At 73.0% G+C, this 22,887-nt stretch carries 18 protein-coding genes; 11 read left to right on the forward strand and 7 right to left on the reverse strand.

All coding sequences use genetic code 11. From position 1 onward, the window contains the following. Nucleotides 1-27: 27 nt before the first annotated feature. Nucleotides 28-1,104 (reverse strand): Gfo/Idh/MocA family oxidoreductase, encoded by a 1,077-nt coding sequence (locus tag ACFVU7_RS26645; protein ID WP_388047467.1) that lies wholly within the window; start codon nt 1,102-1,104, stop codon nt 28-30. A gap of 172 nt (nt 1,105-1,276) precedes the next feature. Here ACFVU7_RS26645 and ACFVU7_RS26650 point away from each other — a divergent pair, with 172 nt between their 5' ends. From ACFVU7_RS26650 to ACFVU7_RS26665, 4 genes are all read left to right on the forward strand, one after another. Further along, on the forward strand, nt 1,277-2,392 hold the full coding sequence (locus tag ACFVU7_RS26650; RefSeq protein WP_388047469.1) for an oxygenase MpaB family protein: 1,116 nt from the start codon (nt 1,277-1,279) through the stop codon (nt 2,390-2,392). A gap of 235 nt (nt 2,393-2,627) precedes the next feature. Beyond that, a complete protein-coding gene (locus ACFVU7_RS26655) occupies nt 2,628-3,407 on the forward strand; it encodes an HAD-IIA family hydrolase (RefSeq protein ID WP_049649696.1) in 780 nt (259 codons plus the stop codon). 192 nt (nt 3,408-3,599) lie between these two features. Further along, nucleotides 3,600-4,328, forward strand: coding sequence for a uracil-DNA glycosylase (locus tag ACFVU7_RS26660; protein ID WP_234348220.1), 729 nt, complete (start codon nt 3,600-3,602; stop codon nt 4,326-4,328). Between the two features lie 160 nt (nt 4,329-4,488). Continuing rightward, nucleotides 4,489-5,589: a glycoside hydrolase family 6 protein gene (locus tag ACFVU7_RS26665; RefSeq protein ID WP_380743396.1), complete on the forward strand. Its 1,101-nt coding sequence runs from the start codon at nt 4,489-4,491 to the stop codon at nt 5,587-5,589. A gap of 57 nt (nt 5,590-5,646) precedes the next feature. Here ACFVU7_RS26665 and ACFVU7_RS26670 read toward each other — a convergent pair whose 3' ends face one another. From ACFVU7_RS26670 to ACFVU7_RS26685, 4 genes are all read right to left on the reverse strand, one after another. Further along, entirely contained in the window at nt 5,647-7,578 is a 1,932-nt protein-coding gene (locus ACFVU7_RS26670) for a galactose oxidase-like domain-containing protein (protein WP_380743398.1), read from the reverse strand. 176 nt (nt 7,579-7,754) lie between these two features. Beyond that, nucleotides 7,755-9,908: a glycosyltransferase family 2 protein gene (locus tag ACFVU7_RS26675; protein WP_388047472.1), complete on the reverse strand. Its 2,154-nt coding sequence runs from the start codon at nt 9,906-9,908 to the stop codon at nt 7,755-7,757. 643 nt (nt 9,909-10,551) lie between these two features. Further along, nucleotides 10,552-11,226, reverse strand: a complete 675-nt coding sequence (locus ACFVU7_RS26680; protein ID WP_388047474.1) for a 3-oxoacid CoA-transferase subunit B — start codon at nt 11,224-11,226, stop codon at nt 10,552-10,554. A 4-nt stretch (nt 11,227-11,230) separates the two neighbouring features. Continuing rightward, nucleotides 11,231-11,992: a CoA transferase subunit A gene (locus ACFVU7_RS26685; RefSeq protein WP_074005090.1), complete on the reverse strand. Its 762-nt coding sequence runs from the start codon at nt 11,990-11,992 to the stop codon at nt 11,231-11,233. A 479-nt stretch (nt 11,993-12,471) separates the two neighbouring features. Here ACFVU7_RS26685 and ACFVU7_RS26690 point away from each other — a divergent pair, with 479 nt between their 5' ends. The 6 genes from ACFVU7_RS26690 to ACFVU7_RS26715 all read left to right on the forward strand — a co-directional run bounded on the left by ACFVU7_RS26690 (nt 12,472) and on the right by ACFVU7_RS26715 (nt 18,598). After that, nucleotides 12,472-13,743, forward strand: coding sequence for a substrate-binding domain-containing protein (locus ACFVU7_RS26690; RefSeq protein WP_082345208.1), 1,272 nt, complete (start codon nt 12,472-12,474; stop codon nt 13,741-13,743). Between the two features lie 98 nt (nt 13,744-13,841). Further along, nucleotides 13,842-14,582: an ABC transporter ATP-binding protein gene (locus ACFVU7_RS26695; protein ID WP_074005091.1), complete on the forward strand. Its 741-nt coding sequence runs from the start codon at nt 13,842-13,844 to the stop codon at nt 14,580-14,582. A gap of 113 nt (nt 14,583-14,695) precedes the next feature. Continuing rightward, a complete protein-coding gene (locus ACFVU7_RS26700) occupies nt 14,696-15,493 on the forward strand; it encodes an ABC transporter ATP-binding protein (protein ID WP_380743846.1) in 798 nt (265 codons plus the stop codon). After that, on the forward strand, nt 15,493-16,359 hold the full coding sequence (locus tag ACFVU7_RS26705; RefSeq protein ID WP_074005092.1) for a branched-chain amino acid ABC transporter permease: 867 nt from the start codon (nt 15,493-15,495) through the stop codon (nt 16,357-16,359). Before ACFVU7_RS26700 ends, ACFVU7_RS26705 begins: the two co-directional genes overlap by 1 nt. 209 nt (nt 16,360-16,568) lie before the next feature. After that, nucleotides 16,569-17,696 carry a branched-chain amino acid ABC transporter permease gene (locus ACFVU7_RS26710; RefSeq protein WP_388047558.1) on the forward strand — a complete coding sequence of 376 codons (1,128 nt, stop codon included), beginning with the start codon at nt 16,569-16,571 and terminating at the stop codon, nt 17,694-17,696. After that, complete coding sequence (locus ACFVU7_RS26715) at nt 17,693-18,598, forward strand: alpha/beta fold hydrolase (protein ID WP_049649681.1); 906 nt, start codon at nt 17,693-17,695, stop codon at nt 18,596-18,598. The genes ACFVU7_RS26710 and ACFVU7_RS26715 overlap by 4 nt, the downstream gene beginning before the upstream one ends. 88 nt (nt 18,599-18,686) lie before the next feature. On the opposite strand, the gene ACFVU7_RS26720 is transcribed toward ACFVU7_RS26715, so the two are convergent. Beyond that, nucleotides 18,687-19,964, reverse strand: coding sequence for a lipoprotein (locus tag ACFVU7_RS26720; RefSeq protein ID WP_049649680.1), 1,278 nt, complete (start codon nt 19,962-19,964; stop codon nt 18,687-18,689). A 416-nt stretch (nt 19,965-20,380) separates the two neighbouring features. After that, a complete protein-coding gene (locus ACFVU7_RS26725) occupies nt 20,381-20,968 on the reverse strand; it encodes a DedA family protein (protein WP_234348218.1) in 588 nt (195 codons plus the stop codon). Nucleotides 20,969-21,611: 643 nt separating this feature from the next. Here ACFVU7_RS26725 and ACFVU7_RS26730 point away from each other — a divergent pair. Beyond that, on the forward strand, nt 21,612-22,703 hold the full coding sequence (locus tag ACFVU7_RS26730) for an LLM class flavin-dependent oxidoreductase (RefSeq protein WP_388047477.1): 1,092 nt from the start codon (nt 21,612-21,614) through the stop codon (nt 22,701-22,703). The last annotated feature ends 184 nt before the right edge of the window (nt 22,704-22,887 follow it).

The raw sequence follows: 22,887 nt of genomic DNA on the forward strand, positions 1-22,887 counted from the left end.
AGGGAGGGTAAAGCGGGCCGTATGGCGTCAGCCCGGGCGGACCGCCGTCCCGGTGGCGGCGGAGGTGCGGGCGGCCTCCAGGACGGCCAGGGCGGCCACCGCGTCGCGCGGGTCGACCGGGGGCGGGGTGCCCGGGGTGGCCAGGGCGGCGGCGATGCCCGCGTAGAAGGCGGGGTAGTCGCCCGGGTTGGTCGGCAGCCGGATCGCCGACTCGTCGGTGCCGAGGGTGCCGTAGTGCGCGGGTTGGTCGGTGCCCCAGGGGCGGGTGCCGTCCGGGCGCAGGCCCGCCCGCAGGTCGGCCTCCTGCGGGTCCATGCCGGACTTGACGTAGCCGGCGGTGTCGCCGAGCACCCGCAGCCGGGGGCCGATCAGCGGGGTGATGGCGCTGGTCCACAGGTGCGAGCGGGTGCCGCTGGTGTGGGTGAGGGCGAGGAAGGCGTCGTCGTCCACCACCGCGCCGTCGCGCCGCACGTCGATCTCCGCGTACACCGTCTCGACCGGCCCGAACAGGGTGAGCGCCTGGTCGACGAGGTGGCTGCCCAGGTCGTACAGGGTGCCGCCGACCTCGGCCGGGTCGGCCAGCTCCCGCCAGCCCGGCTTGGGCTTGGGGCGGAAGCGCTCGAAGCGGGACTCGAAGCGGTGCACCCGGCCGAGCGCGCCGCCGCGCACCAGCCGGCTCGCGGTGAGGAAGTCGCCGTCCCAGCGCCGGTTGTGGAAGACCGAGAGCAGCACGCCCTGCTCCTCGGCGAGCCGGCACAGCTCCAGCGCCTGGGCGGCGGTGCCGGCCAGCGGCTTGTCCACCACGGTGGCCAGGCCGGCCCGCAGGGCGGCGCGGGCGAGCGGGGCGTGGGTGCGGTTGGGCGAGGCGATGACGACCAGGTCCAGGGCGTCCGGGTCGGCGAGCAGCTGCTCGGGCGTGTCCACGGCGCGGGCACCGGGGTGCTCGCGCGCCAGCTGGGCGCGCCGGTCGGGGTTGGCGGTGACCACGGCGTCCAGCCGCAGCCCCGGCGTGGTGGCGATCAGCGGCGCGTGGAACGCGGAGCCGGCCAGGCCGTAGCCGATCAGGCCGACACGGAACGGACCGGGAGTCGTCTGCGGGTTCATGCGCCCACTCAATCACGAGGCGCCCGGTTGCTCCCGGTTTCGGCGGACGGGACGGCGGGCCCGCCGCCGCGCCCTCGTACGGGTGAGGCTGCCGCCGCGGCCCGGAGCGCGGTGATACGTGTACGCGGCGATACGTGCACGTATCACCCCACGGACTGCGACGGAGGATCACATGGCCGCCAACGGCTGGACCGACGACCTGCTCGACCGGATGCGCACCGTCGGCGACCCGCTCGGGGACGCCGCCATCGCCGAGACGTACGAGCTCGGACAGCAGGACCAGGTGCGGCAGACCCTGCTCGGCTTCGGCCGCAACAGCGACGCCGTCCCGGCCGGGCTGCCGCCCAGGCTCCAGGCGTACTTCGAGGAGTCCGCCGTCCTGCCGTCCTGGGCGGACCGGGCGCAGATGGCGCGCGGCCACGAGCTGCTCGGCCGCTACCAGCCGCTGATCGCCTCGATCCTGCTCTGCGGCTCGCTCCCGCTCTGCTACACCTGCGGCAACGGCGCCGAGGTGCTCGTCCGCTCCCAGCGCCTCACCTCCGGGGTGTACCGGCGCCTGATGGAGACCTCGCAGTTCGTCGTCGACGTCCTCGACAACGACGGCCTGGGGCCGGGCGGCCGCGGGCTCCGGTCGGCCCAGAAGGTCCGCCTGCTGCACGCCACCATGCGCTACCACGTCTCCCAGCTGGGCGACTGGGACGCCGCCGCCCTGGGGGTGCCGGTCAACCAGGAGGACCTGGCCGGCACGCTGATGAGCTTCTCGGTGCTGATCCCGCTCGGCCTCGCCGAACTGGGCGTCGAGCTGCTGCCCGAGGACCGGGAAGCCTACTTCCACATCTGGCGGGTGGTCGGCCACGTCCTGGGCGTCGACGAGCAGCTCAACCCGGCCAAGTTCGGCGACGGCGCGGCCCTGAAGGACGCCATCGTCCGCCACCAGCAGCGGCCCTCGGAAGCCGGACGGGTGCTGACGAAGGGCGTCCTGGACTTCATCCGGGAGGTGCTGCCGGTCCCGTCGGGAGCGGGCCCCACCCTGATCCGGCGCCTGATCGGCGACAAGTCCGCCGACGTCATCGCGGTGCCCCCGGCGGACAGCCTCACCAAGCTCGGGCTGAGCGCCGCCGCCCTGCCGAACTTCGGGTACGGCAGGACGGGCGACACCCTGCCGCCGCTCGCCGAACTGGCGAGCCAACTGGGGCTGCTGGTCTTCAAGGAGGGGCTGCTGCTCACCAACAAGGGCCGCCGCCGGGAGTGGCAGGTCCCGACCGGCCTGACCGACTCGTCGTCCTGACCGGGGCGCCACCGCGCGGCCACGGGGCCCGGCCCGTGCGGTCACCGGGCTCGGCCCGTACGGCCACCGGCCCCGGGGTGTGCGGCCACCGGCCGGGCGGGGGCCGCGCGGTGGCGGTGCGGGCGACTACGCTGGTCGGAGTTGGGGCAGCCTGTGGCGCCCGACCGGCCGAGGGTGTCCGGTCTGGGCATGTGCGAGAACGTTCAGACCTGTGCAAGACCGAGGAGACACCTACGTGGCAGAGCGCAAGCCCATCGAGTCCTGGCTGACCGACATGGACGGGGTCCTCATCCACGAGGGCACGCCGATCCCCGGGGCGGAGGAGTTCCTGCGCAAGCTGCGGGAGTCCGGCAAGCCCTTCCTGGTCCTCACCAACAACTCCATCTACACCCCGCGCGACCTCAGCGCCCGGCTGGCCGGCATGGGCCTGGAGGTGCCGGAGGAGTGCATCTGGACCTCCGCCCTGGCGACGGCCAAGTTCCTCGCGGGCCAGCGCCCCGGGGGCACCGCGTACGTGATCGGCGAGGCCGGCCTCACCACCGCGCTGTACCAGGCCGGTTACGTGCTGACCGACAACAACCCCGACTACGTGGTGCTCGGCGAGACCCGCACCTACTCCTTCGAGGCGCTCACCAAGGCGATCCGCCTGATCAACCAGGGCGCCCGGTTCATCTGCACCAACCCGGACGAGACCGGCCCCTCCACCGAGGGCGTGCTGCCAGCCACCGGCTCGGTCGCGGCCCTGATCACCAAGGCGACCGGGGTCGAGCCGTACTTCGTCGGCAAGCCCAACCCGCTGATGATGCGCGAGGCGCTGAACACCGCCGGCGCCCACTCCGAGACGGCGGTGATGATCGGCGACCGGATGGACACCGACATCGTCGCGGGCATGGAGGCCGGCATGGAGACCATCCTGGTGCTCACCGGCCTGACCTCCGCCTCCGACGTGGAGCGCTTCCCGTACCGGCCGACCCGCGTGGTCCAGTCGATCGCGGACCTGGTCGAGCTGGTCTGACGTCCGCGTTCTCCCCCCGCGTTCTCGTCGTGGGCCCCGTTCCGGCAGGTCGCCGGGGCGGGGCCGCTCCGTGCCCGGGGTGCGGGGCCGCCTGGTGCCCGCGGGGAGGCGGCCGTTGTCGGTGGGGCTGTGTAGCGTTCGGGGTGAAAGAGGGCGTGCGGCGCAACAGCCGCGGTGTGGGAGGTAGATGTCGTGACGGACACGGTCGAGGCGGGCGTGGTCGAGGCCGGCGAGGGCGGCGGGCTGGAACTGCCCGAGTCCTGGCGCGGGGTGCTGGGCGCCGAGACGGAGAAGCCGTACTTCGCCGAGCTGGCGGCCTTCGTGGCGGCCCAGCGCGCGGAGCACGAGGTGTTCCCGCCGAGCGGCCAGGAGTTCGCCGCACTGGAGGCCACCCCGTACGACAAGGTCCGGGTGCTCGTGCTCGGCCAGGACCCGTACCACGACAACGGCCAGGCCCACGGCATGAGCTTCTCGGTGCTGCCGGGCACCAAGACGCCGCCGTCGCTGCGCAACATCTTCAAGGAGCTGGACGCCGACCTGGGCGTCCCCGCCCCGGACAACGGCTACCTGATGCACTGGGCCGAGCAGGGCGTGCTGCTGCTCAACGCGGTGCTCACGGTCCGCGCGCACGAGGCCAACTCGCACAAGGCGAAGGGCTGGGAGAAGTTCACCGACGCGGTGATCAAGGCGGTGAGCGACCGCGACGAGCCGGTGGTCTTCGTGCTGTGGGGCAACTACGCGAAGAAGAAGCTGCCGCTGATCGACACCGCCAAGCACGTGGTGGTGCAGGGCGCGCACCCGTCGCCGCTGTCGGCGAAGCTGTTCTTCGGCAGCCGTCCGTTCTCGCAGATCAACGCCGCGCTGGACTCCTTCGGCGCCGAGGCGATCGACTGGCAGGTGCCGAACCTGAAGGAGGCCTGAGCCTCCGCCCGGAGCGCCTGCGGGCGTTCCGGGGTGCTGGTCGGCGGGCGCCGGCAGCCGGTGGTGGCCGTGGTTCGGACGGGTTCGATGTCCCGTCCGCCCACGGCCACTTGGCGTTCACCACCGGTGGCCGTCGGCCGGTGCCGGGTGTGCTTAGCTGGTGCCGACCGGTCGCCGGACCGGGGCCGGGGAGGGGCGGTACGTGCACGGGCTGGGGCGGACAGGGACGTTGCGGGGCGCCGTCGGGGCGCTGCTGGCCGGGGTGGTGCTGGCGGTCGGGTCCGGCTGCACCGGTTCGGACGGCGGGAAGCCGGGAGCCGGGTCCGTGTCCTCCGCCGCCGGGGCGGGCGCGGGGGCGGGTGCCGGTGCGGGCTTCGCCCAACTGCCCGGGCAGGCCTTCTACGTCTCCGACCGCACCAACGCCGCCCAGCAGGTGACCGCGCTGCGCGGCCAGGGCCGGACGGCGGAGGCCGACGCGCTGCTGCGGATCGCCGGCCAGCCCTCCTCGCAGTGGCTCGGCGAGCAGGGCGCCCAGACGATCGCCGAGCAGGTGAGCCGACGGGCCGCCGAGGCCGGCCGCACGGCGGTCTTCGTCGCGTACGACATCCCGCACCGCGACTGCGGCCAGTACTCGGCCGGCGGCGCCCCCGACGCGGCCGCCTACCGGGCCTGGATCACCGGCGTCGCCCAGGCCCTCGGCGACCGCAGGGCCTGGGTGGTGCTGGAGCCGGACGCCGTCGCGCACACCCTGGACACCTGCGGGATCAAGGGCGACCTGGCCGCCGAGCGGTACGGCCTGCTGGCCTTCGCCGTCCAGGAGTTGAAGAAGAACCCCAACGCGCGGGTCTACCTGGACGCGGGCAACCCCGGCTGGGCACAGGACCCGGAGGAGATGGCCACCGCCCTGCGCAAGTCGGGCATCGCGGCGGCCGACGGCTTCGCCGTGAACGTCGCCAACTTCTACGACACCGAACGGAACGCGGCCTACGGCGCCAGGCTCTCCGCGGCCCTCGGCGGGAAGAACTACGTCATCGACACCAGCCGCAGCGGCAACGGGGCGCTGGGCGGCGCCGCCTGGTGCAACCCGCCCGGGCGCGCGCTCGGCGAGCGGCCGACCACCGAGACCGGCCGGCCCGGGGTGGACGCCTACCTGTGGATCAAGAACCCGGGGGAGTCGGACGGCGACTGCGGCCGGGGCGAGCCCCGGGCGGGCGAGTTCTGGCTGCCGTACGCGCTCGGGCTGGCGCAGGCGGCGCGCTGAGGCCGCCTGCGCCTGACCTCGGGCCCTGTGCGTCGTGCGGTTCACACGGCGCGCGGTCTACGCGGTGATCTGGATCCAGCGGGCGACCGACGGGGTGCCGGCGGCGTCCGTCAGGAACAGCATGTACCAGCCCGGCGGCAGCAGGTTGGGATTGCCGGGCAGGGTGAGCGAGACGCCGTCCGCCGTCCGTCCGGCGACGTCCAGGGCCACCGAGCGCTGCTCGACGTCCGTCACGTGGGTGACCGAACTCGGCCGGATCAGCTTGGCGGTGGCGACCGCCTCCGGGCGCGCCGTCCCGACGGCGAGGGTGCCGCCGAGCCGGGCCGCCTGCGGAACGGCGCCGACCTCCGGACGGTCGCCGTGGTACAGGTACGGCGGGGTGTAGATCTCGATGCGCTGCTCGAAGCCGCCCGGCTGGGTCTCGGCCTTGTCCGCGAAGAGCGGGTTGGAGCCCAGCACGGCGACCCGGCCGTCCGGCAGCAGCAGCGCCTCGGAGTGGTAGTTGCGGCCGACGGTCGGCTCGGCGGCGGTCGTGAAGCCGTTGGTGTCCGGGTGGTACACCTGCGCCTTGAGCAGGTCGCTGTCGCCGCGGCCGCGGTAGCCGCTGGAGCCGCCGGTGGTGAAGACGGTGTCGTCCGGCAGGATCACGCTGTTGAGGTAGCGGGTGCCGCCGGCCGGCAGGTCCGGGCCCGGGGTGAAGGCGGGAGCGGCGGAGGAGAGGTCCGCGATGTCGGTGCGGGCCGTGGACAGCGGCGACTCCCCGACACCGCCGCCGCCGAGCACCATCACCTTCTGCGCCTGCGCGGGCGGCAGCAGCACCGAGGAGGAGGTCTCGGTGAGGCCGGGGTCGCGCAGGCCGGGGACGGGCTGGAAGGCCCCGCTCGACAGGTCCCACACGCCCGGCTCGCGGCCCTTGTCGCCGGGGCCGTAGCCGCCGTTGGAGCCGGAGTAGAAGAGCTTGCCGGAGGCGGTCAGGAAGACCGCCGGGTAGGTCGGGAAGTAGTGGTCGGGGCCCTTGGACCAGGACTTGGTCCTCGGGTCGTAGATCTCGTTGTCGTTGCCGCTGAGGATCTCCCCGGTGTCGTCCAGCCCGGAGACGGTGACCACCCGGCCGTCGCCCAGCCCGGTCAGCGTCGGGTACCAGCGGGCGTGGGCCATGTCGGTGACCGGCTCGTACAGCTCGGTGTCCGGGTTGAACTCGAAGGCGGAGCGGATGCCCTGGTACTCCTGCTTGTCCAGGGTCAGCTTCTCGCTCTGCCCGTACAGGTTGTGGGCGTCGGTGCCGCTCAGGCCCTTGATCCGGTACTGGGCGGGGGAGTCGGAGACGAAGTCCTGGCCCGGGCCGACCGCCTCCACGTACACGTGCTGCTCGCCGGCGGTGACCACGGTCTGCTTGCCGGAGCCGGTCTTGGTCGCGGCCGGGACCGTCACGGCGGCGGTGCTGGCGTACTCGTGGCCGTTCGGGGAGACGAAGACGGTGCCCTTGGGGAAGGTCCGGTCGCGCTCCGGGCTCTCGTTGCGCACCCGCATGATGCCGGCGGCCTTCTTCACGGCGCCGGCCAGCTTCTCGTAGCGCTGGGTGCCGCCGGCCACCAGGACGCGGCCGTCCGGCAGCGAGGTGTGGCCGCCGCAGAACATGTCGGCCGGGGTGGGGACCAGCTTGTAGGTGTTCCGGGCCGGGTCCCAGAGCAGGCTCTTGAAGGTGCCCGCGTTGAACTGCTTCTCGTCGTTGCCGGAACCGGCCACGATCAGGACCTTGCCCGTGCGCAGCACGGTCGCGTGCACGGCGTTGACCCGGAACTCGGTGGGCAGCGACAGGGTCTGCCAGTGGCCGTACTGCGCCTTGTACTCGGGGCGGTTGATCACGTAGTGGTGGTACTGCTGGGAGGCGAAGCCGAGGACGGCCGGCGCGTTCATCCCGGCCACGGTCAGCGCGACGGTGCTGCCGAGGGCGAGGCGCTTGGTGCGGCCGGCCTTGTGGATCTTCACGGTGGGTGCTCCCCTCGGGAGGCGGTCGGGGGCTCTGGTCGGTGGGCGGCTCTGTTCGGTGGGTGGTGCTGTTCGGCGGGGCGGTGCTGGTCGGTGGGTGGTGCTGTTCGGTGGGTGGCTCTGGCCGGTGGGTGGTGCTGGTCAGGCGGCGGTGCTGGTCAGTGAGAGGGTGCCGGTCAGTGGGAGGGTCTGCCGCTGTCGGCGTGGTCGGGTGAGGTTCGTCCGGGGCGGGGGGCGGGAGGTGCGGGCTGCGCCGGTCCGGCGGTCCGGACGGCTCGGGGGTCGCGGGCGTGGCGCGGGCGGCGCTTCTCCAGGACGACCTGCGGGGCCGCCGTCGGGTCGCCGGTGACGGTGAGGGTGGCGGTCGGGCGGGTCCGGCGGCGGCGTACGGCGTCGCCGGCGCTGATCAGGACCGGCAGGAGGGTGAGCAGCAGGGCGATCCAGGCCCAGGTGCGCATCGCGACGTGGTCGTAGCCGGTGACGTAGGAGGCGGCGATCGCGCCCCCGAACACCAGCGTCCAGAACAGGTGGAAGCGGAAGGTGCCGAGCCGGTCGGTGCTGGCCGAACTGCCCTTGGGCGTCACCACGAAGCGGCTGCGGCGGCGGACCAGCGCCTGGAGCAGCGAGGCCGCGTAGACCGGACCGCAGAGCGCCGACATCACAATGCCGGCGACCCCGGAGGAGCCGGCCGGCTCGTGCGGGCTCACGTTGTGCTTGCGGTTCCAGGTGTAGAGCAGGAGCTGGAGCGCGGCGGCGTCGCTGTAGAGCATCATCCAGATCTCCGAGGAGACGTGCACGCCGGAGGCGCCGAAGCCCAGGTAGAGCACGCTGGACAGGCCGCCGAGCAGCCAGGTGAGCGCCGCCATCGGGTAGAAGCCCACCATCAGCGAGTAGTTGAGCAGCCGGCCGGGCGACAGCCGCCACAGCACCCGCCAGTACTGGGTGAACAGGGTCTCGTAGGTGCCGCGGCTCCAGCGCAGTTGCTGGGAGAAGAAGTCGGTCCAGGAGGACGGGCCTTCGCCGACCGCGAGCACGTCCGGGGTGTACACGGACTTCCAGCGTTCTCCGGTCTCCGGGTTCCGGCTCCGGTGGAACTCCAGACCGGTCGCCATGTCCTCGGTGATGGAGTCGTACAACCCGCCGATCGACTGGAGAGCGCTGATTCTGACGGCGTTGTTGGTGCCCACGAACATGGGCGCGCCGTAACGGTTTCCGGCGCGTTGGATGAGGGCGTGGAAGAGGTACTGCTGGCTCTCGGAGAATTTGGTGACGGCCGATCCCGAGCTGCGGTAGTTCCCGTACACCTGGGGGCCGACCACGAATGCCACGTCGGGGTCACGGAAGTAGCCGAGCATCCGCTCGCAGAAGTCCGGCAGCGGAACGTGGTCGGTGTCCACGGACACCCAGAACTCGTAGTCGTCGCCGTGGGCCTGGAGCCAGGCGTTGTAGTTGCCGTGCTTGGTCCCGGCGCGGAACCGGCCCTTCGGCCGGTTCCAGTGCGGCCGGCCGGCGCGGGTGAAGTGGCGCACGCCCAGCTCGGCGCAGAGCCCCCGCATTGCAGGATCGTTTCCCTCGTCCAACAACCAGACGTCGTACGGTCCGTTGTGCCGGACGGCCCGCGCCGCCGTCAGCGTGGCCCGGACCATCTCCGGCGGCTCCTTGCCCGGCACGCAGGTGGTGAGGAAGGCGACCCGGGTGCCGGGCTCCGGCGTCACCGGGACCGGGTCGCGGGCGACCAGCGTGGCGTGGGTGTTGGAGACGACGTTGACCAGCCGGAACACCTCGACGACGGCGATGATGCCGATCATCACCTTGTCGCCGAGCAGCACCAGGGAGTTCGTCTCGTCCAGCCGCTCGGGCCAGTGCTCCGGCAGCAGCAGCCAGACCAGCAGCACCGCCTCCACCACGGGGGCGGCCATCAGCAGCAGCGCGGCGCGGATCCGGTGCGGCTCGCGGCGCAGCAGGCTGCGGTACCGGACGCGGTAGGGGGCCGCGGGGGGCGGCTCGTACGGGGCGGCTGTCGGGGCGGGGTTCTGCGGGGTGGCCGTCGGGGCGGGGCCGTACGGGGTGGGGCTGTATGCGGTGGGGTCGTGCGGTCCGTCGGGGGAGGGCGGGTGCGGTGCGACCGGTTCGGGCCAGTAGACGCCGCCGCCGAGGTCGTCGTCCTCGTCCGGGTCGTACGCCGGGCCCGCGAGACGGCTGAAGTGGCCGTAGTCGTAAGGGGCTTCGGGTATGGGAAGGGCGCGCAGGGCGGCCTCGTCCAACTCCCCGGCACCTCGCCCGTGGGCCGTTCCGACGCCCTTGCGTCGTGAGAACGGCGGCGTGGTCATAGCTGCTCCCCCCGGAGTTCGCGCCTTGCGCGGCTCGCTCGGTTCACTCGGCTCGCTCGGCTCTTGCGTGGGTCTGCCTCGACTCGGAGCCGTCCGGGTGGAACAGGGTGGAACCGGCCGGAATCAGCTGGAAACAGCTGGGAACAGCCGGAACCGGCTGGAACGAGACCCGGCGAACTGCGGTTCTCGGGCAGTTCCCGGGCCGTCCGGCAGATTCGGCGTGTGCGACCGGTTCGGTTGTGCGTCGGTACGGCGGCCTCGAATCCGGGATCCCGATGCACTTTCCAGCTTCCCCTCCGGGTACGTCGGGATCCTTGGCCGCCTCAACTCTCCCTGAGCGCAACGGTGATCGCAACCAGTCCGGGAGATCGCCGTCGCCCAGGCATGAAGATGCCACGGTTTCCGGCCGATCCGGCGGGCGTTGGTGCTAATGCGGTGAATTCGCTCCGGCCCGGGCGGTCCATGGAACTCGGCTGCGGTGGAGGGCTGTTGCGGAGTTGCCCGTGGAGCCGCTCGCGGGGTCGCTGTCGTGTGCCGGTGGGGGCAGCGGAACGGCCGGACCGCCCCTCGGGGCGATCCGGCCGTCCGTACGGGGCCGGGCTGGTCAGGCAGGCTGGTCGGCGGGGCTGGTCAGGCGGGCTGGTCAGAGCGGGGGCAGCAGGGGCGCGCCGGTCGCGGCCTGGACCTCGGCGAAGTCCACGCCCGGCGCCGTCTCCACCACCCGCAGCCCCTCCGGGGTCACGTCGACTACCGCGAGGTCGGTGACGATCCGGTCCACAACTCCCAGGCCGGTCGCGGGAAGTGACAGCTCATCGACGATCTTCGGCGAGCCGTCCCGGGCGGTGTGCTCCATCACCACGATCAGCCGACGGGCCCCGTGCACCAGGTCCATCGCGCCGCCCATGCCCTTGACCATCTTGCCGGGGATCATCCAGTTGGCGAGGTCCCCGGTGGCCGACACCTGCATCGCGCCGAGCACCGAGACGTCGATCCGCCCGGCCCGGATCATGCCGAAGGAGAAGGCGGAGTCGAAGTACGAGGCGCCGGGGGCGACCGTCACCGTCTCCTTCCCGGCGTTGATCAGGTCGGCGTGCTCGGCGCCCTCCTCCGGGTACGGGCCGACGCCGAGGATGCCGTTCTCCGAGTGGAGCACCACCTCGACGCCCGGCGGGAGGTGGTTGGGGATCAGGGTCGGCAGGCCGATGCCCAGGTTCACGTACTGGCCGTCGCGCAACTCGCGGGCGGCGCGGGCGGCCAGGGCGTTGCGGGGATCGAGAGCGGTGGTGGTGGTGGCGCGGACTGCGGTCTCGGTGGGCATCGGCTCAGGCCTCCTGGAGTGCGGGGCGGACGGTCCGGCGCTCGATGCGGCGGTCCTCGGGGTCGGCGGCCACCACCCGGTCGACGTACACCCCGGGCAGGTGCACCGCGTCCGGAGGGAGCTCGCCCGGTTCGACGATCCGGTCCGCCTCGACAAGGGTGATCCGGCCCGCCGCCGCGCAGAGCGGGTTGAAGTTCCGGGCGGCGGCGTGGAACACGCAGTTGCCGTGCCGGTCCGCCACCTCGGCCCGGACCAGCGCGAAGTCCGCCGTGATCGCCTCCTCCAGCAGGTAGCGACGGCCGCCGAACTCCCGGACCTCCTTCGGCGGGGAGGCCAGGGCCACCGAGCCGTCGGCCGCGTAGCGCCACGGCAGCCCGCCCTCCTCGACCTGGGTGCCGACCCCGGCCGGGGTGAAGAACGCCGGGATGCCGGCGCCGCCCGCCCGGAGCCGCTCGGCCAGCGTGCCCTGCGGGGTCAGCTCGACCTCCAGCTCGCCGGAGAGGTACTGCCGGGCGAACTCCTTGTTCTCCCCGACGTACGAGGAGGTCATCCGGGCGATCCGGCCCGCCCGCAGCAGCAGGCCCAGCCCCCAGTCGTCCACCCCGCAGTTGTTCGAGACCACCCGCAGTCCGGTGGCGCCGGAGTCCACCAGGGCGCCGATCAGCGTGCTGGGGATGCCGCAGAGGCCGAAGCCGCCGACGGCCAGCACCGCGCCGTCGGGAACGTCCCCGACGGCGTCGGCGGGGGAGTCCAGGACCTTGTCCAAGGGGTCACCTCGTGAGGGAGTGGGCGGAGGGGGTGGAAGAGGAAGGGGCGGAGCGCGGCCGGGGTGGTGCGGCGGCCGGGGAAGGTGGGACGGGCAGGTGGGACGGGCTTGTGGGAGGGGCGGCCGGCGGGCTCGGCCGCCGCGCGGAGCCCGTGGCCGTACCAGGCCGGGCTGGGGTCCTGCCTGGGCCGGACCGGGGTCGGGCACGCCGCTGGGGTTGGCTGCCGTCGGACGGGCTCCGCGCCCCTCCACCGTCACCGGGCAGGGGTGGGCGCAGCCATGGCGGCCACCCCCATGGGTGGGCGCGGAGCCGTGTCGGCGGGCCACACCCGGGCGCCCGGGGGACGGCGGCGGGCCGACGGTATGTCGACCGGAGCCACATCCCGACCGACTGATACGTCGACCAGGCACATGTCGCCGTTCCCACCGCACACCTACGGTTCCCGCATCCACCCGCCGCACTTCAGGAGTCGGTCACCATGCGCAGCTCGACAAACCCCTCCAGGACCGCCTCCGGCGTTCGCCTGGGCGACTCCCTGACCGGCGGCCCGGCCCGGAAGCTCGCCGCCCTCGCGGCCTGCGTCCTGCTGGCCTCGGGCTGTGCCAAGGCCGGGACGGCCGGGACGAGCGCGGCGGACGGCGGATCGAAGGGCCCGATCAAGGTCGGCCTGGTGTACTCCAAGACCGGGCCGCTGGCCGCCTACGGCAAGCAGTACCTGGAGGGCTTCAAGGCCGGGCTGAGCTACGCGACCAAGGGCACCGGCGCGGTCGACGGGCACAAGATCGAGTTCGAGGAGCAGGACGACGCCGGCGACCCGGCCAAGGCGGTGTCCGCCGCCAAGGACCTGATCGGCAAGGGCTACAAGGTGCTGGCCGGTTCCACCGCCTCCGGTGTGGCCCTCCAGGTCGGTCCGATCGCCGCCCAGAACAAGGTGCTCTTCATCAGCGGCCCGGCCGCCGCCGACAAGGCCACCGGTCTGAACAAGTACACCTTCCGTTCCGGCCGCCAGTCCTACCAGGACATCAAGACCGCGGCCTCGTTCATCGGTGACGCCAAGGGCAAGAAGGTCACCGTGCTCGCCCAGGACAACGCCTTCGGCCAGGCCAACGTGGCCGCCGTGAAGGCGCTGCTCGGCGCCGAGGGCGCGACGGTCGACCAGGTGCTCGCCCCGCCGAGCGCCACCGACCTCACCCCCTTCGCCACCCAGGCCAAGACCGCCAAGCCCGACCTGCTGTTCGTCGCCTGGGCCGGCGACACCGCCTCGGCCCTGTGGACGGCGCTCAACCAGCAGGACGTGTTCGCCGACACCAAGGTCGTGACCGGCCTCGACCTGGCCGCCTCCTACCCGCTGTTCGGCCCGGCCGCCGAGAAGATCTCCTTCCTGAACCACTACTTCGACGGCGCCGCCGGCACCCCGGTGGAGAAGGCCATGACCGATGCCGTCACCGCCGCCGGAGGGAAGACGGACATCTTCACCCCGGACGGCTTCACCGCCGCCCAGATGATCGTGCACGCCGTCGAGTCCAACCACGGCTCCGCCGACGACACCTCGGCCCTGGTCAAGGCCCTGGAGGGCTGGAGCTTCGACGGCGTGAAGGGGAAGACCACGGTCCGCGCCGAGGACCACGCCCTGCTCCAGCCGATGTTCCAGGTGCGGCTGACCGGCAGCGGTGCCGCCGCCAAGCCCTCGGTGGAGAAGACCCTGACCGCGGACGAGGCGGCACCCCCGGTCACCCCGATGGCGGGCTGATCCCGATGCCCGCCCGCACCACGTCGACTCCTTCCGCCTCCTCGGCTGCCTCCGCCGCGTCCACCTCGTCCGCGGGGTCCTCCGCGTCCTCCTCTCCGGTGCTGCGTCTGGACGGGCTCGGCTGGGCCGTCCGCGGCGTGCCGATCGTCGAGGACGTCTCCTTCTCGGTCGGCGAAGGCGAGTTCATCGCCTTCATCGGGCCCAACGGCGCCGGCAAGACCTCCCTCTTCAACCTGATCTCGGGCATCTACCCGGCGACCCACGGCAGCCTCCACCTCGACGGCGCGGACATCACCGCCGAGACGGTGCACGCCAGGGCCCGCCGCGGGCTCGGCCGCACCTTCCAGACATCCTCGCTCTGGCCGGGGATGACCGTCGCCGACCACGTCCGCCTGGCCGCTCAGGCGGCAGCCGGACCGGGTGCCTCGTACCGGCTCTGGCGCCGCGCCGACCGCTACGAGCAGCAGCTGGCCGACACCCTGGAACGCACCGATCTCACCCACCGCGCGGACACCCTGGCCAGTGCGCTCTCGCACGGGGAGAAGCGCAAGCTGGAGCTGGCCGTCCTGCTGGTCTCGGAGCCCCGGCTGATCCTGCTGGACGAGCCGATGGCCGGAGTCAGCGCGGAGGAGGTGCCCGCCCTCACCGAGCTGATCCGTTCCGTGCACCGTGACCTGGGCCGGACCGTCCTGATGGTCGAGCACCACATGGACGTCCTGCTCGGCCTCGCCGACCGGCTCGCGGTGATGCACCACGGCACGCTGCTCGCCCTGGACACCCCCGAGGCCGTGATGGCCGACCCGACCGTGCAACAGGCCTACCTGGGTGAGGCGTTGTGACCTCCTCTCCGTTCTCCGCTCAGCGCCCCGCTCCTTCGGCGCACTCCGCCTCCTCTCCGTCGTCCGCGTCCTCGCCGTCGTCCGCTGCCGAACCCCTCCTCTCCGTCCGCGATCTGCGGGTGGTCATCGACGGGCTGCACATCCTGCACGGCGTCGACTTCGACGTGGCCCCCGTCGGGGTGACCGCGCTCCTCGGCCGCAACGGCGCCGGGAAGACCACCACCGTCAAGGCCGTCATGGGCCTGGTGCCGCGCACCGGAAGCATCCGGCTGTCCGGCTCCGAACTCTCCTCCCTTCCCACGCATCTGGTCGTTCGTCATGGCATCGGCTACGCGCCCGAGGACCGGGGGATCTTCGCCGGCCTCACGGTCGCCGAGAACCTCCGCCTCGCCGAGCGCGCTGCCGGGAGCGGGAGCGGGAGCGGGAGTGGGAGTGGCGGCGAGGCCGGTGAGCCCAACTACGCACTCGTCCATGAGCTCTTCCCCGAACTCAAGCAGCGGGCCGGGCAATTGGCCGGAACGCTCTCCGGCGGCCAGCAGCAGATGGTGGCGATCGGCCGGACGCTGCTCAACCGCAACCGGTTGATCATCGCCGACGAGCCCACCAAGGGCCTGGCCCCGAAGATCGTCGCCGAGGTGGCCGAGGTGCTGGCGCGTGCGGCCGAGGCCGTGCCCGTCCTCCTGGTCGAGCAGAACCTCGCCCTCGTCCGCCGACTGGCCGGCACCTGCGCCGTCCTGGCCGACGGCCGTACCGCCCACCGCGGAGACACCGCCGAGCTGTTGGCCGACGAGGAGGCCGCCCGCCGCCTGCTCGGCGTCGGCTCCCGTCACCCGCTCGCCGGCGGGCCCCGGCCCGCCGCCGCCCCGGCCTCCCCGGCCGCCCCTGTCGTCACCGCCGAGGTGAAGCCCTGATGGACACTGTCGTCCTCCTTTTCTGTACCGGACTCGGTCTCGGTGCGCTGTACTTCCTGGTCGCCTCCGGTCTGTCGCTGATCTTCGGTCTGATGGACGTGCTCAACTTCGCGCACGGCGCCCTGCTCTCGATCGGCGCCTACGCCACCTGGTGGGCCGGTGCCGAGGCTGGTCTCTCCTTCTGGCTCGCGGTGCCGTTCGGCACCCTGGTCGGAACGGCCGCCGCCGTCCTGCTGGAGCTCTTCCTGATCCGGCCGCTCTACAGCCGGCCGCGCGACCAGATCCTTGCCACCGTCGGGGTCGGGCTCGCCGTACCCGCCCTGCTGATGGGGATCTGGGGCGCGGACTCCCGCCCCTTCCCGCAGCCGGAGCTGCTGTCCGGCACCTGGCACGTGCTCGGGGCGACCGTCCCGGTCAACCGCTTCGTGCTGGTGGCCGCCGCCGCCCTGCTGCTGCTCGCTCTTCGGTTGTTCCTCGCCCGCACCCGCTACGGGCTGATCGTCCGGGCCGGCGTCGAGGACCGGGCGATGGTCACGGCGCTCGGCATCGACGTCCGGAAGGCGTTCACCCTCGTCTTCGCCCTCGGCGGGGCGGCCGCCGCCCTCGGTGGCGCCCTCGGCGGCCTCTACTTCGGTTCGGTCAATCCCGGCCAGGGGACCGGCCTGCTCATCTTCGCCTTCGTCGTCGTGGTGATGGGCGGCATGGGCTCCGTGACCGGAGCCGCCGTCGCCTCGGTGGGCGTCGGCCTCGTCCAGCAGTTCGCCAACTACTACACCGGCGCCGGGCTCGGCGACCTCTCGGTCGTCGTCCTGCTCGCCGTGCTGCTTCTCGTCCGACCCCGTGGACTCACCGGGAGGCTCGCGTGAGCGCCGAAACACCGATCACGAGCACCGGTGGCCCCGCGGCCGGCCGCAGCGCCGCCGCTCCGGCAGGGGGGACTGACGCCAGCCCTGCCGTGACCACCATGTCAGCAGAGGGGACTGACACCAGCTCCACCGACACCGCCACTGTGGCAAGGGGGACTGACACCGGCCTTGCCGAGACCCATTGTGAACACAGGGCCGAGTCCGGCGCCATCCCTCGAACGGGTGATCCAGTCACTAATCGCTGGACTGGCGTGCACAGAGCGCTACGCTGGTGGCCGATCGCTCTGCTGATCACGCTCCTTGTCGCCCCATACAGTGCGCTTCCCGTCCCGGGACTGCTCGACGGCCCGCTCGGCAGCCCCGGAAGCCTCCAACTGCTCGCCCTGTGCCTCCTCTACGGCGGGCTCGCCACCGGTTACGACCTCCTGCTCGGTCGGACCGGACTGCTCTCCTTCGGCCACGCGCTCTACTTCGCGACCGGCCTCTACGCCACCGACCTCGGCATGCTGGAGCTGCGACTGCCGTTCGCCGCCGCCGCGGTGTTCGGCGTCTCCTGCTCCGTCCTGCTGGCCCTGCTGCTCGGCTCGGTCAGCCTGCGCGTCACCGGCATCGGCTTCTCCATGGTCACCCTCGCCTTCGCCCAGGCCGGCTCGATCCTCGTCCAGCGCAACCCCGGTGGCGCCACCGGTGGTGAGGAGGGCCGGTCCGCCCCGGCCGACCTGCTGCCCTCCGGCCTGCTCGGGATCGAGAACACCGCCAACCTCTACTGGATCGCCGTCGGCTACCTGGTGCTGACGGTCGCCGCGGTCCACTGGGCCGTCAAGTCCCCGATCGGCCGGGTCTGGGAGGGCATCAAGGAGAACGAGCGCCGGGTCGAGGTGCTCGGACTGCGGCCGTACGGCTACAAGTTGGTCGCCTTCGTGCTGGCCGGCGGGCTCGCCGGGCTGGGCGGGGTGGTCTACCTGCTGCTGACCGGTGGCGCCACTCCGCAGGCCACCACCTCGGACGCCACGCTCGCGCTCCTGGTCATGGTCGTCCTCGGCGGCTCCGGCACCCGCTGGGGGCCGCTGCTCGGCGGTGTCCTGTACACCTGGGCGAGCCACCGGCTCGGCGACCTCGCCAACTCGTCGGCCGTCGCCGACCTTCCGGCGGTGCTGCGCGTGCCGCTCTCCCAACCCCTGTTCCTGCTGGGCGCCCTGTTCGTCGCCGTGGTCTACCTGCTGCCCGGCGGCCTGGCTAGACTGCCTGCCCGCATCCGATCCGCCCGCACCGGCCGTTCCGCCCCGGCGCCGGCCGGCCTCGGAACCGCCCACCCCACCGGAGGTACCCCCGCGTGAGCCAGTCGCCGCTGAAGCCCGAGGAGTTGACCGTCCCCGTGCCCGGTGGGGACCTGGCCGTCCTGCGCTGGCCCGCCGAGGACCCGCAGGCCCCGACGGTCGTGGCGGTGCACGGCATCACCGCCAACGGCCTCGCCTGGTACGAGGTCGCCCGCCGGCTCGCCGGCCGGGTCACCCTGCTCGCGCCCGACCTGCGGGGCCGCGGCGCCAGCCGCTCGGTCACCGGACCGTACGGACTGGCCCGGCACGCCGACGACGTGGCCGCGCTGATCGGCGCGCTCGGCTCGGGGCCCGTCACGGTGGTCGGCCACTCGATGGGGGCCTGGGTCACCGCCCTGGCCGCCGTCCGGCACCCCGACCTGGTCCGCCGCGTCCTGCTGGTCGACGGGGCGGTGACCTTCCCGCTGCCGCAGGGCGTCCGCGAGGAGGACGCCCTGGCCGCGGTGCTCGGCCCCGCGCTGGCCCGGCTGTCCACGACCTTCCCGGACCGGGAGGCCTACCGGGAGTTCTGGCGCGGGCACCCCGCCTTCGCCGGTGAGTGGACCGAGGGGATCGACGCCTACACCCAGCGCGACCTGGTCGGCGCTGAGCCCGAACTGCGCTCCTCCTGCGTGCTGGAGGCCGTGCAGGCCGACGGCGCCCAGGTCCTGCTGGACGAGGACGCGGCCGCCGCCGTGCACCGGCTGCCCTGCCCGGCCGACCTGATCTGGGCCGAGCGCGGCCTGTTCGACGAGCCGCAGGGCCTCTACGACCACGAGCGGATCGGGCTGGCCGGACTGGACCCGGAGCGGGTTCCGGCCTCGCCGGTGCCGGACACCAACCACTACTCGATCCTCTGGGGCGAGGCCGGGGCGGACCGCATCGTCCGCATCCTGCTCGCGGACGCCCTCACCGCCGGGTAGCCGGTCCGCCCCGGAACGCCGACGGCCGGCGGGGGCCCGCACCCCCGCCGGCCGCCGCCGGTGCCCCGTCCCGCCGCTCCCCGGCGGGTCAGCCCGCCGTGCCGAGGAAGCTCTCCCAGCCGCCCGCCGGCGCCTGGCCGACGTTGAGCGAGCGCAGCTTGCGCAGGGTGGACTGGTCCTGCACCTCCAGCCACTCGACGAGCTGCTTGAAGGAGACCAGTCGGACGTCGGGCTTGCCCGCGATGGTCTTGAGGGTCTCCTCGACGGCGTCCATGTAGATGCCGCCGTTCCACTGCTCGAAGTGGTTGCCGACGAAGAACGGCGCGCGGTTGCCGTTGTACGCGCGCTCGAAGCCCGCCAGGTAGGAGTTGGTGGCCTGGGTGCGCCAGTCGCCGTACTTGGCCGGGTCGCCCTTGGTGCTGCCGGCGGACTGGTTGGCCAGGATGTTGTAGTCCATCGACAGGACCTGGAAGGTGTGCCCGGGGAACGGGATGGACTGCAGCGGGAAGTCCCAGACCTTGCCGTCCTGCACCTTCTGCGGCCATATCTGCAGGCCGCCCGAGGAACTGGCGTCGTACTTCCAGCCCAGCTTGGCGATGGTCGGCAGCAGCGCCTTCTGGCCCTCCAGGCACGGGGTGCGGCCGCCGATCAGCTCCTTCTTGTAGTCGAAGGGGAGCGGGTCGACATCGGTGAAACCGGTGTTGGTCCGCCACTGGGTGACGAAGCCGATCGCCTGGTCGATCTCGCTCTGCCAGTCCTCCGGGGTCCACACGTTGACCCCGTTCTTGTCCGGACGGCTGGAGCAGAAGTGCCCGTTGAAGTGGGTGCCGATCTCGTGCCCGGCCAGCCAGGCCTGGCTGACGAGCTTGAGTGTGCTCTTCACCGCGCCGTCCGACAGGTACGGGATGTCGGAGGCGCCGACCGAGTGCTTCGGCGGGTGGTAGAGGTCCGCCTTGCCCTTGGGCAGGGCGTAGATGCCCGAGAGGAAGAAGGTCATCGTGGCCTTGTGCTGCTCCGCCAGCTTCAGGAAGCGGGGGAACTGGCCGTCCTCGGTGCCGCCGGCGCCGTCCCAGGAGAAGACCACGAACTGGGGCGGCCGCTCGCCCGGCTTGAGCTTCTCGGGCTTGGGCTGGTTCGGCTGCGGGCCGGTGTCCGCGTTGGAACCGTCGCCGATCGGGGTGCCCTTGGGCACCACCGCCTGGGTGGGGTCGCCGCTGCCGCCCTGGGTGGTGCTCGCGCCGCCGGGGCCGGGGGAGGGGGAGCCCTGGCCCGAGCCGGACCCGCCGCTGGAGCAGGCCGCGACCGCGCCGAGGGCCGCGGTCGCGGCGGTTGCGCTGAGCACCGTCCTGCGCGAGATGCTGGTCATGGTCTCCCCTGGGTGCCGATACCGGTGGTGAGGGCGGCCCATGGCCGCACCGGTCAAATCGGGCAATTGATGAATATTCCGCCGTTAGCATGTCATGTCGCCGCAGCGGCCACCAAGGTCGCCGAGCGCTGACGACTCTCAACACGCCGGGCGCGTACGGCTGGGCTGCGGGGATGCCTCGACTGTTGCCGTCCTGTGACGCTTCCCGCCCCGTGCGGTCCGGTCAGTACGCTACCGCCGGTCGGTCCGCTCCCCGCCGGAGTTCGTCAGCGTTCGGCCCGGTTGGTCGCCCTTTTGGGAAAACTTTTGCCCCTTGCTGGGCCGGGCAGCCCGAAGCCCGCTATGGGGCCGCTCCGGGCGGGCCGGGCGGGAGGGGAAAGGAGGGAGAGAAGGGGGAGGGGCGGTCGGGCGGGCCGTCAGAGCGCGGCGAGTCGCCGGGTGCGGCGCACCATGCGCGCGATCGCGGTGCTGATGGCGGTGGCCGCCGCGCAGGAGACCACGAGGCTCAGCCAGGCGGTGTTGAACCAGTGGCTGTTCAGCCAGCCCAGCGTCACGATGTAGGCGGCCCAGACCAGTGCCGCCAGTGCCGACCAGTGCAGGAACCGGTGCGGATGGGCGGGGGAGTGGCCGATGGCCAGGTCGAGGACGGTCCGGCCGGCCGGGACGAACCGGGCGACCACCACCATCGCGGCGGCCGCTCCGTGGGGGCGTTCGATCAGGGCCTCCTGGACCCGGGTCACGCTGGCCGCCAGTTTCGGGCGCCGGGCGAGTCGGCGGTGCAGCACCGGGGCGCCGCGCCGGGCCAGGTTCAGCAGCAGGAGGTCGCCCAGGAAGGAGGCCACCGCCACGCCCAGTCCGAGCATCAGGGGCGCGCCGTTGATCTGCGAGGTCTTGAGCACGGCCAGGATGACCAGCGTCCCGCTGGGGATGAACGGCAGGAGGGCGTCCCCGAGCACGGCGACGAGCGCCAGCGCGCAGATCCACGAGGATCCGATCGCGGCCACGAAGTTCAAGACCCTTTACTCCCTCCGTGCCTCCCGGGGGAGCAGGTGGCTGCAGGGGTCAACGCTAGCGCCTCGACTTTTCATGCCATGAAGCACCCCGGTATGGCATGGATCACGAGTGCTGATTCCGGCCGTGCCCCGAGGCTGCGGGCCGTGCGTCCGGGCCGTATGTCCGGGTCGGCCGGGGTGAGGGGTGCCCGGGCGGCGGAGGGCCGCCGAAACCGAACGAGCCCCCGGGGCGGGGTGCCGCGCCGAGGGCTCGCAGTGATCGTCCGGTGCTGGTCCAGCCCGACGATCTTGCTGGTGGAGTGCGGATCCCGCTCCGGCGGTCCGCCTCTGGGCCCAAGCCTGCCGGACGCCGGCCCCCGGTCGCGAGGGCCCGGGCTGGCGACTTCCGGCGCTGGCGGGAAGTCGCCAGCCGTGTTCGCCCACTGGCTCTCCGTCAGCCGAACGGTCGGTCGGACGCCCGTGCGAAATGGCCGAAACCCACTCGGACCGTGGCCGGACGACATCCCCGAGGCGGGAACAGCGAGCCCCCGGCCGTGGTTGACCCCGGTCGGCGACAGCGACCGGCGGACCACCCGGGCCCGCGCGGCCGGCCACGACGGCCGGCACAAGGACGGCAGCCAGGAGGGCGGACGGGATGACCACCGAGGACCAGCAGGAGCACGGAGCCGAACCGGCGGCCGACACGGCGATCCGGGGCACCGTCCGGGGAACGGCACCCGCCCCGCTCTCCATCCTCGACCTGGCCACGGTCGGCGTCGGCCACACGCCCGCCGAGGCCCTCGCCGCCACCACCGAACTGGCCCGCCAGGCCGAACAGTGGGGCTACCACCGCTTCTGGGTGGCCGAGCACCACGGCATGCCCGGAGTGGCCAGCTCCACCCCCGCCGTCCTGCTCGCCCACCTCGGGGCCAACACCACCACGCTGCGGCTCGGCTCCGGCGGCGTCATGCTCCCCAACCACGCCCCGCTGGCCATCGCCGAGCAGTTCGGCCTGCTGGAAGCCCTGCACCCCGGGCGGATCGACCTCGGACTCGGCCGCGCCCCCGGCACCGACCAGGCCACCGCCCGGGCGCTGCGCCGCGGCCTCGCCGAAGGCGCGGACGACTTCCCGCAGCAGCTCGCCGAGCTGACCCACTTCCTCGACGGCGACTTCCCGGACGGCCACCCGTACGCCCGGCTGACGGCCGTCCCCAAGGGCGAGGGCCGCCCGCCGGTCTGGCTGCTCGGCTCCTCCGGCTTCAGCGCCCAGCTCGCGGGCCGCCTCGGCCTCCCGTTCGCCTTCGCCCACCACTTCAGCAGCGCCAACACCGTCCCGGCGCTGGACCTCTACCGCTCGTCCTTCCGCCCCTCCGCCGTGCTCGCCGAGCCGTACGCGCTGATCGGCGTGAGCGCGGTCGCCGCCGACGACGAGCCCTCGGCCCGGCGCCTCGCCCGCTCCGCGGCCCTCGGCATGCTCCGCCTGCGGCGCGGCAACCCCGGCCCGATCCCCACCCCGCAGGAGGCCGAGGAGTACCCGTACAGCCCGGTCGAGGCCGACTTCATCGACAGCTGGCTCGACAACGTCGTGCTCGGCGACCCGGGCCGGGTCGCCGACGGGCTGGAGGCCCTGCGCAAGCGGACCGGCGTGGACGAGCTGATGGTCACCTCCCACATCCACGGCCACGAGGCCCGGCTCCGCTCGTACGGCCTGATCGCCGAGGCGTACGGCCTGACGGCGACGGTGTGACGGCTGCGGCCTGACGGCTGTGGCGGGACCGACGGCCTGCGGTCCTGCTACAGCCGTGACCGCCGCCGGGAGGTTCGACGCCCCGGGCTGGCCGGGGCGCGGGCCGAGCGCCACGCGGTGGTGGGCCACACCACCGCGGGCCGGGCGGACCGACCCGTCGGCCCGCCGGCCCGCGGCTGTTGCT

Origin of the sequence: Kitasatospora sp. NPDC058046, assembly GCF_042885595.1 — a bacterium.
Classification (GTDB): domain Bacteria; phylum Actinomycetota; class Actinomycetes; order Streptomycetales; family Streptomycetaceae; genus Kitasatospora.

Coding starts and splice junctions, on each gene's coding strand:
- ACFVU7_RS26645 (WP_388047467.1), bottom strand. CDS start 1,104: ATGAACCCGCAGACGACTCCCGGTCCGTTCCGTGTCGGCCTGATCGGC.
- ACFVU7_RS26650 (WP_388047469.1), top strand. CDS start 1,277: ATGGCCGCCAACGGCTGGACCGACGACCTGCTCGACCGGATGCGCACC.
- ACFVU7_RS26675 (WP_388047472.1), bottom strand. CDS start 9,908: ATGACCACGCCGCCGTTCTCACGACGCAAGGGCGTCGGAACGGCCCAC.
- ACFVU7_RS26680 (WP_388047474.1), bottom strand. CDS start 11,226: ATGCCCACCGAGACCGCAGTCCGCGCCACCACCACCACCGCTCTCGAT.
- ACFVU7_RS26690 (WP_082345208.1), top strand. CDS start 12,472: ATGCGCAGCTCGACAAACCCCTCCAGGACCGCCTCCGGCGTTCGCCTG.
- ACFVU7_RS26705 (WP_074005092.1), top strand. CDS start 15,493: ATGGACACTGTCGTCCTCCTTTTCTGTACCGGACTCGGTCTCGGTGCG.
- ACFVU7_RS26720 (WP_049649680.1), bottom strand. CDS start 19,964: ATGACCAGCATCTCGCGCAGGACGGTGCTCAGCGCAACCGCCGCGACC.
- ACFVU7_RS26730 (WP_388047477.1), top strand. CDS start 21,612: ATGACCACCGAGGACCAGCAGGAGCACGGAGCCGAACCGGCGGCCGAC.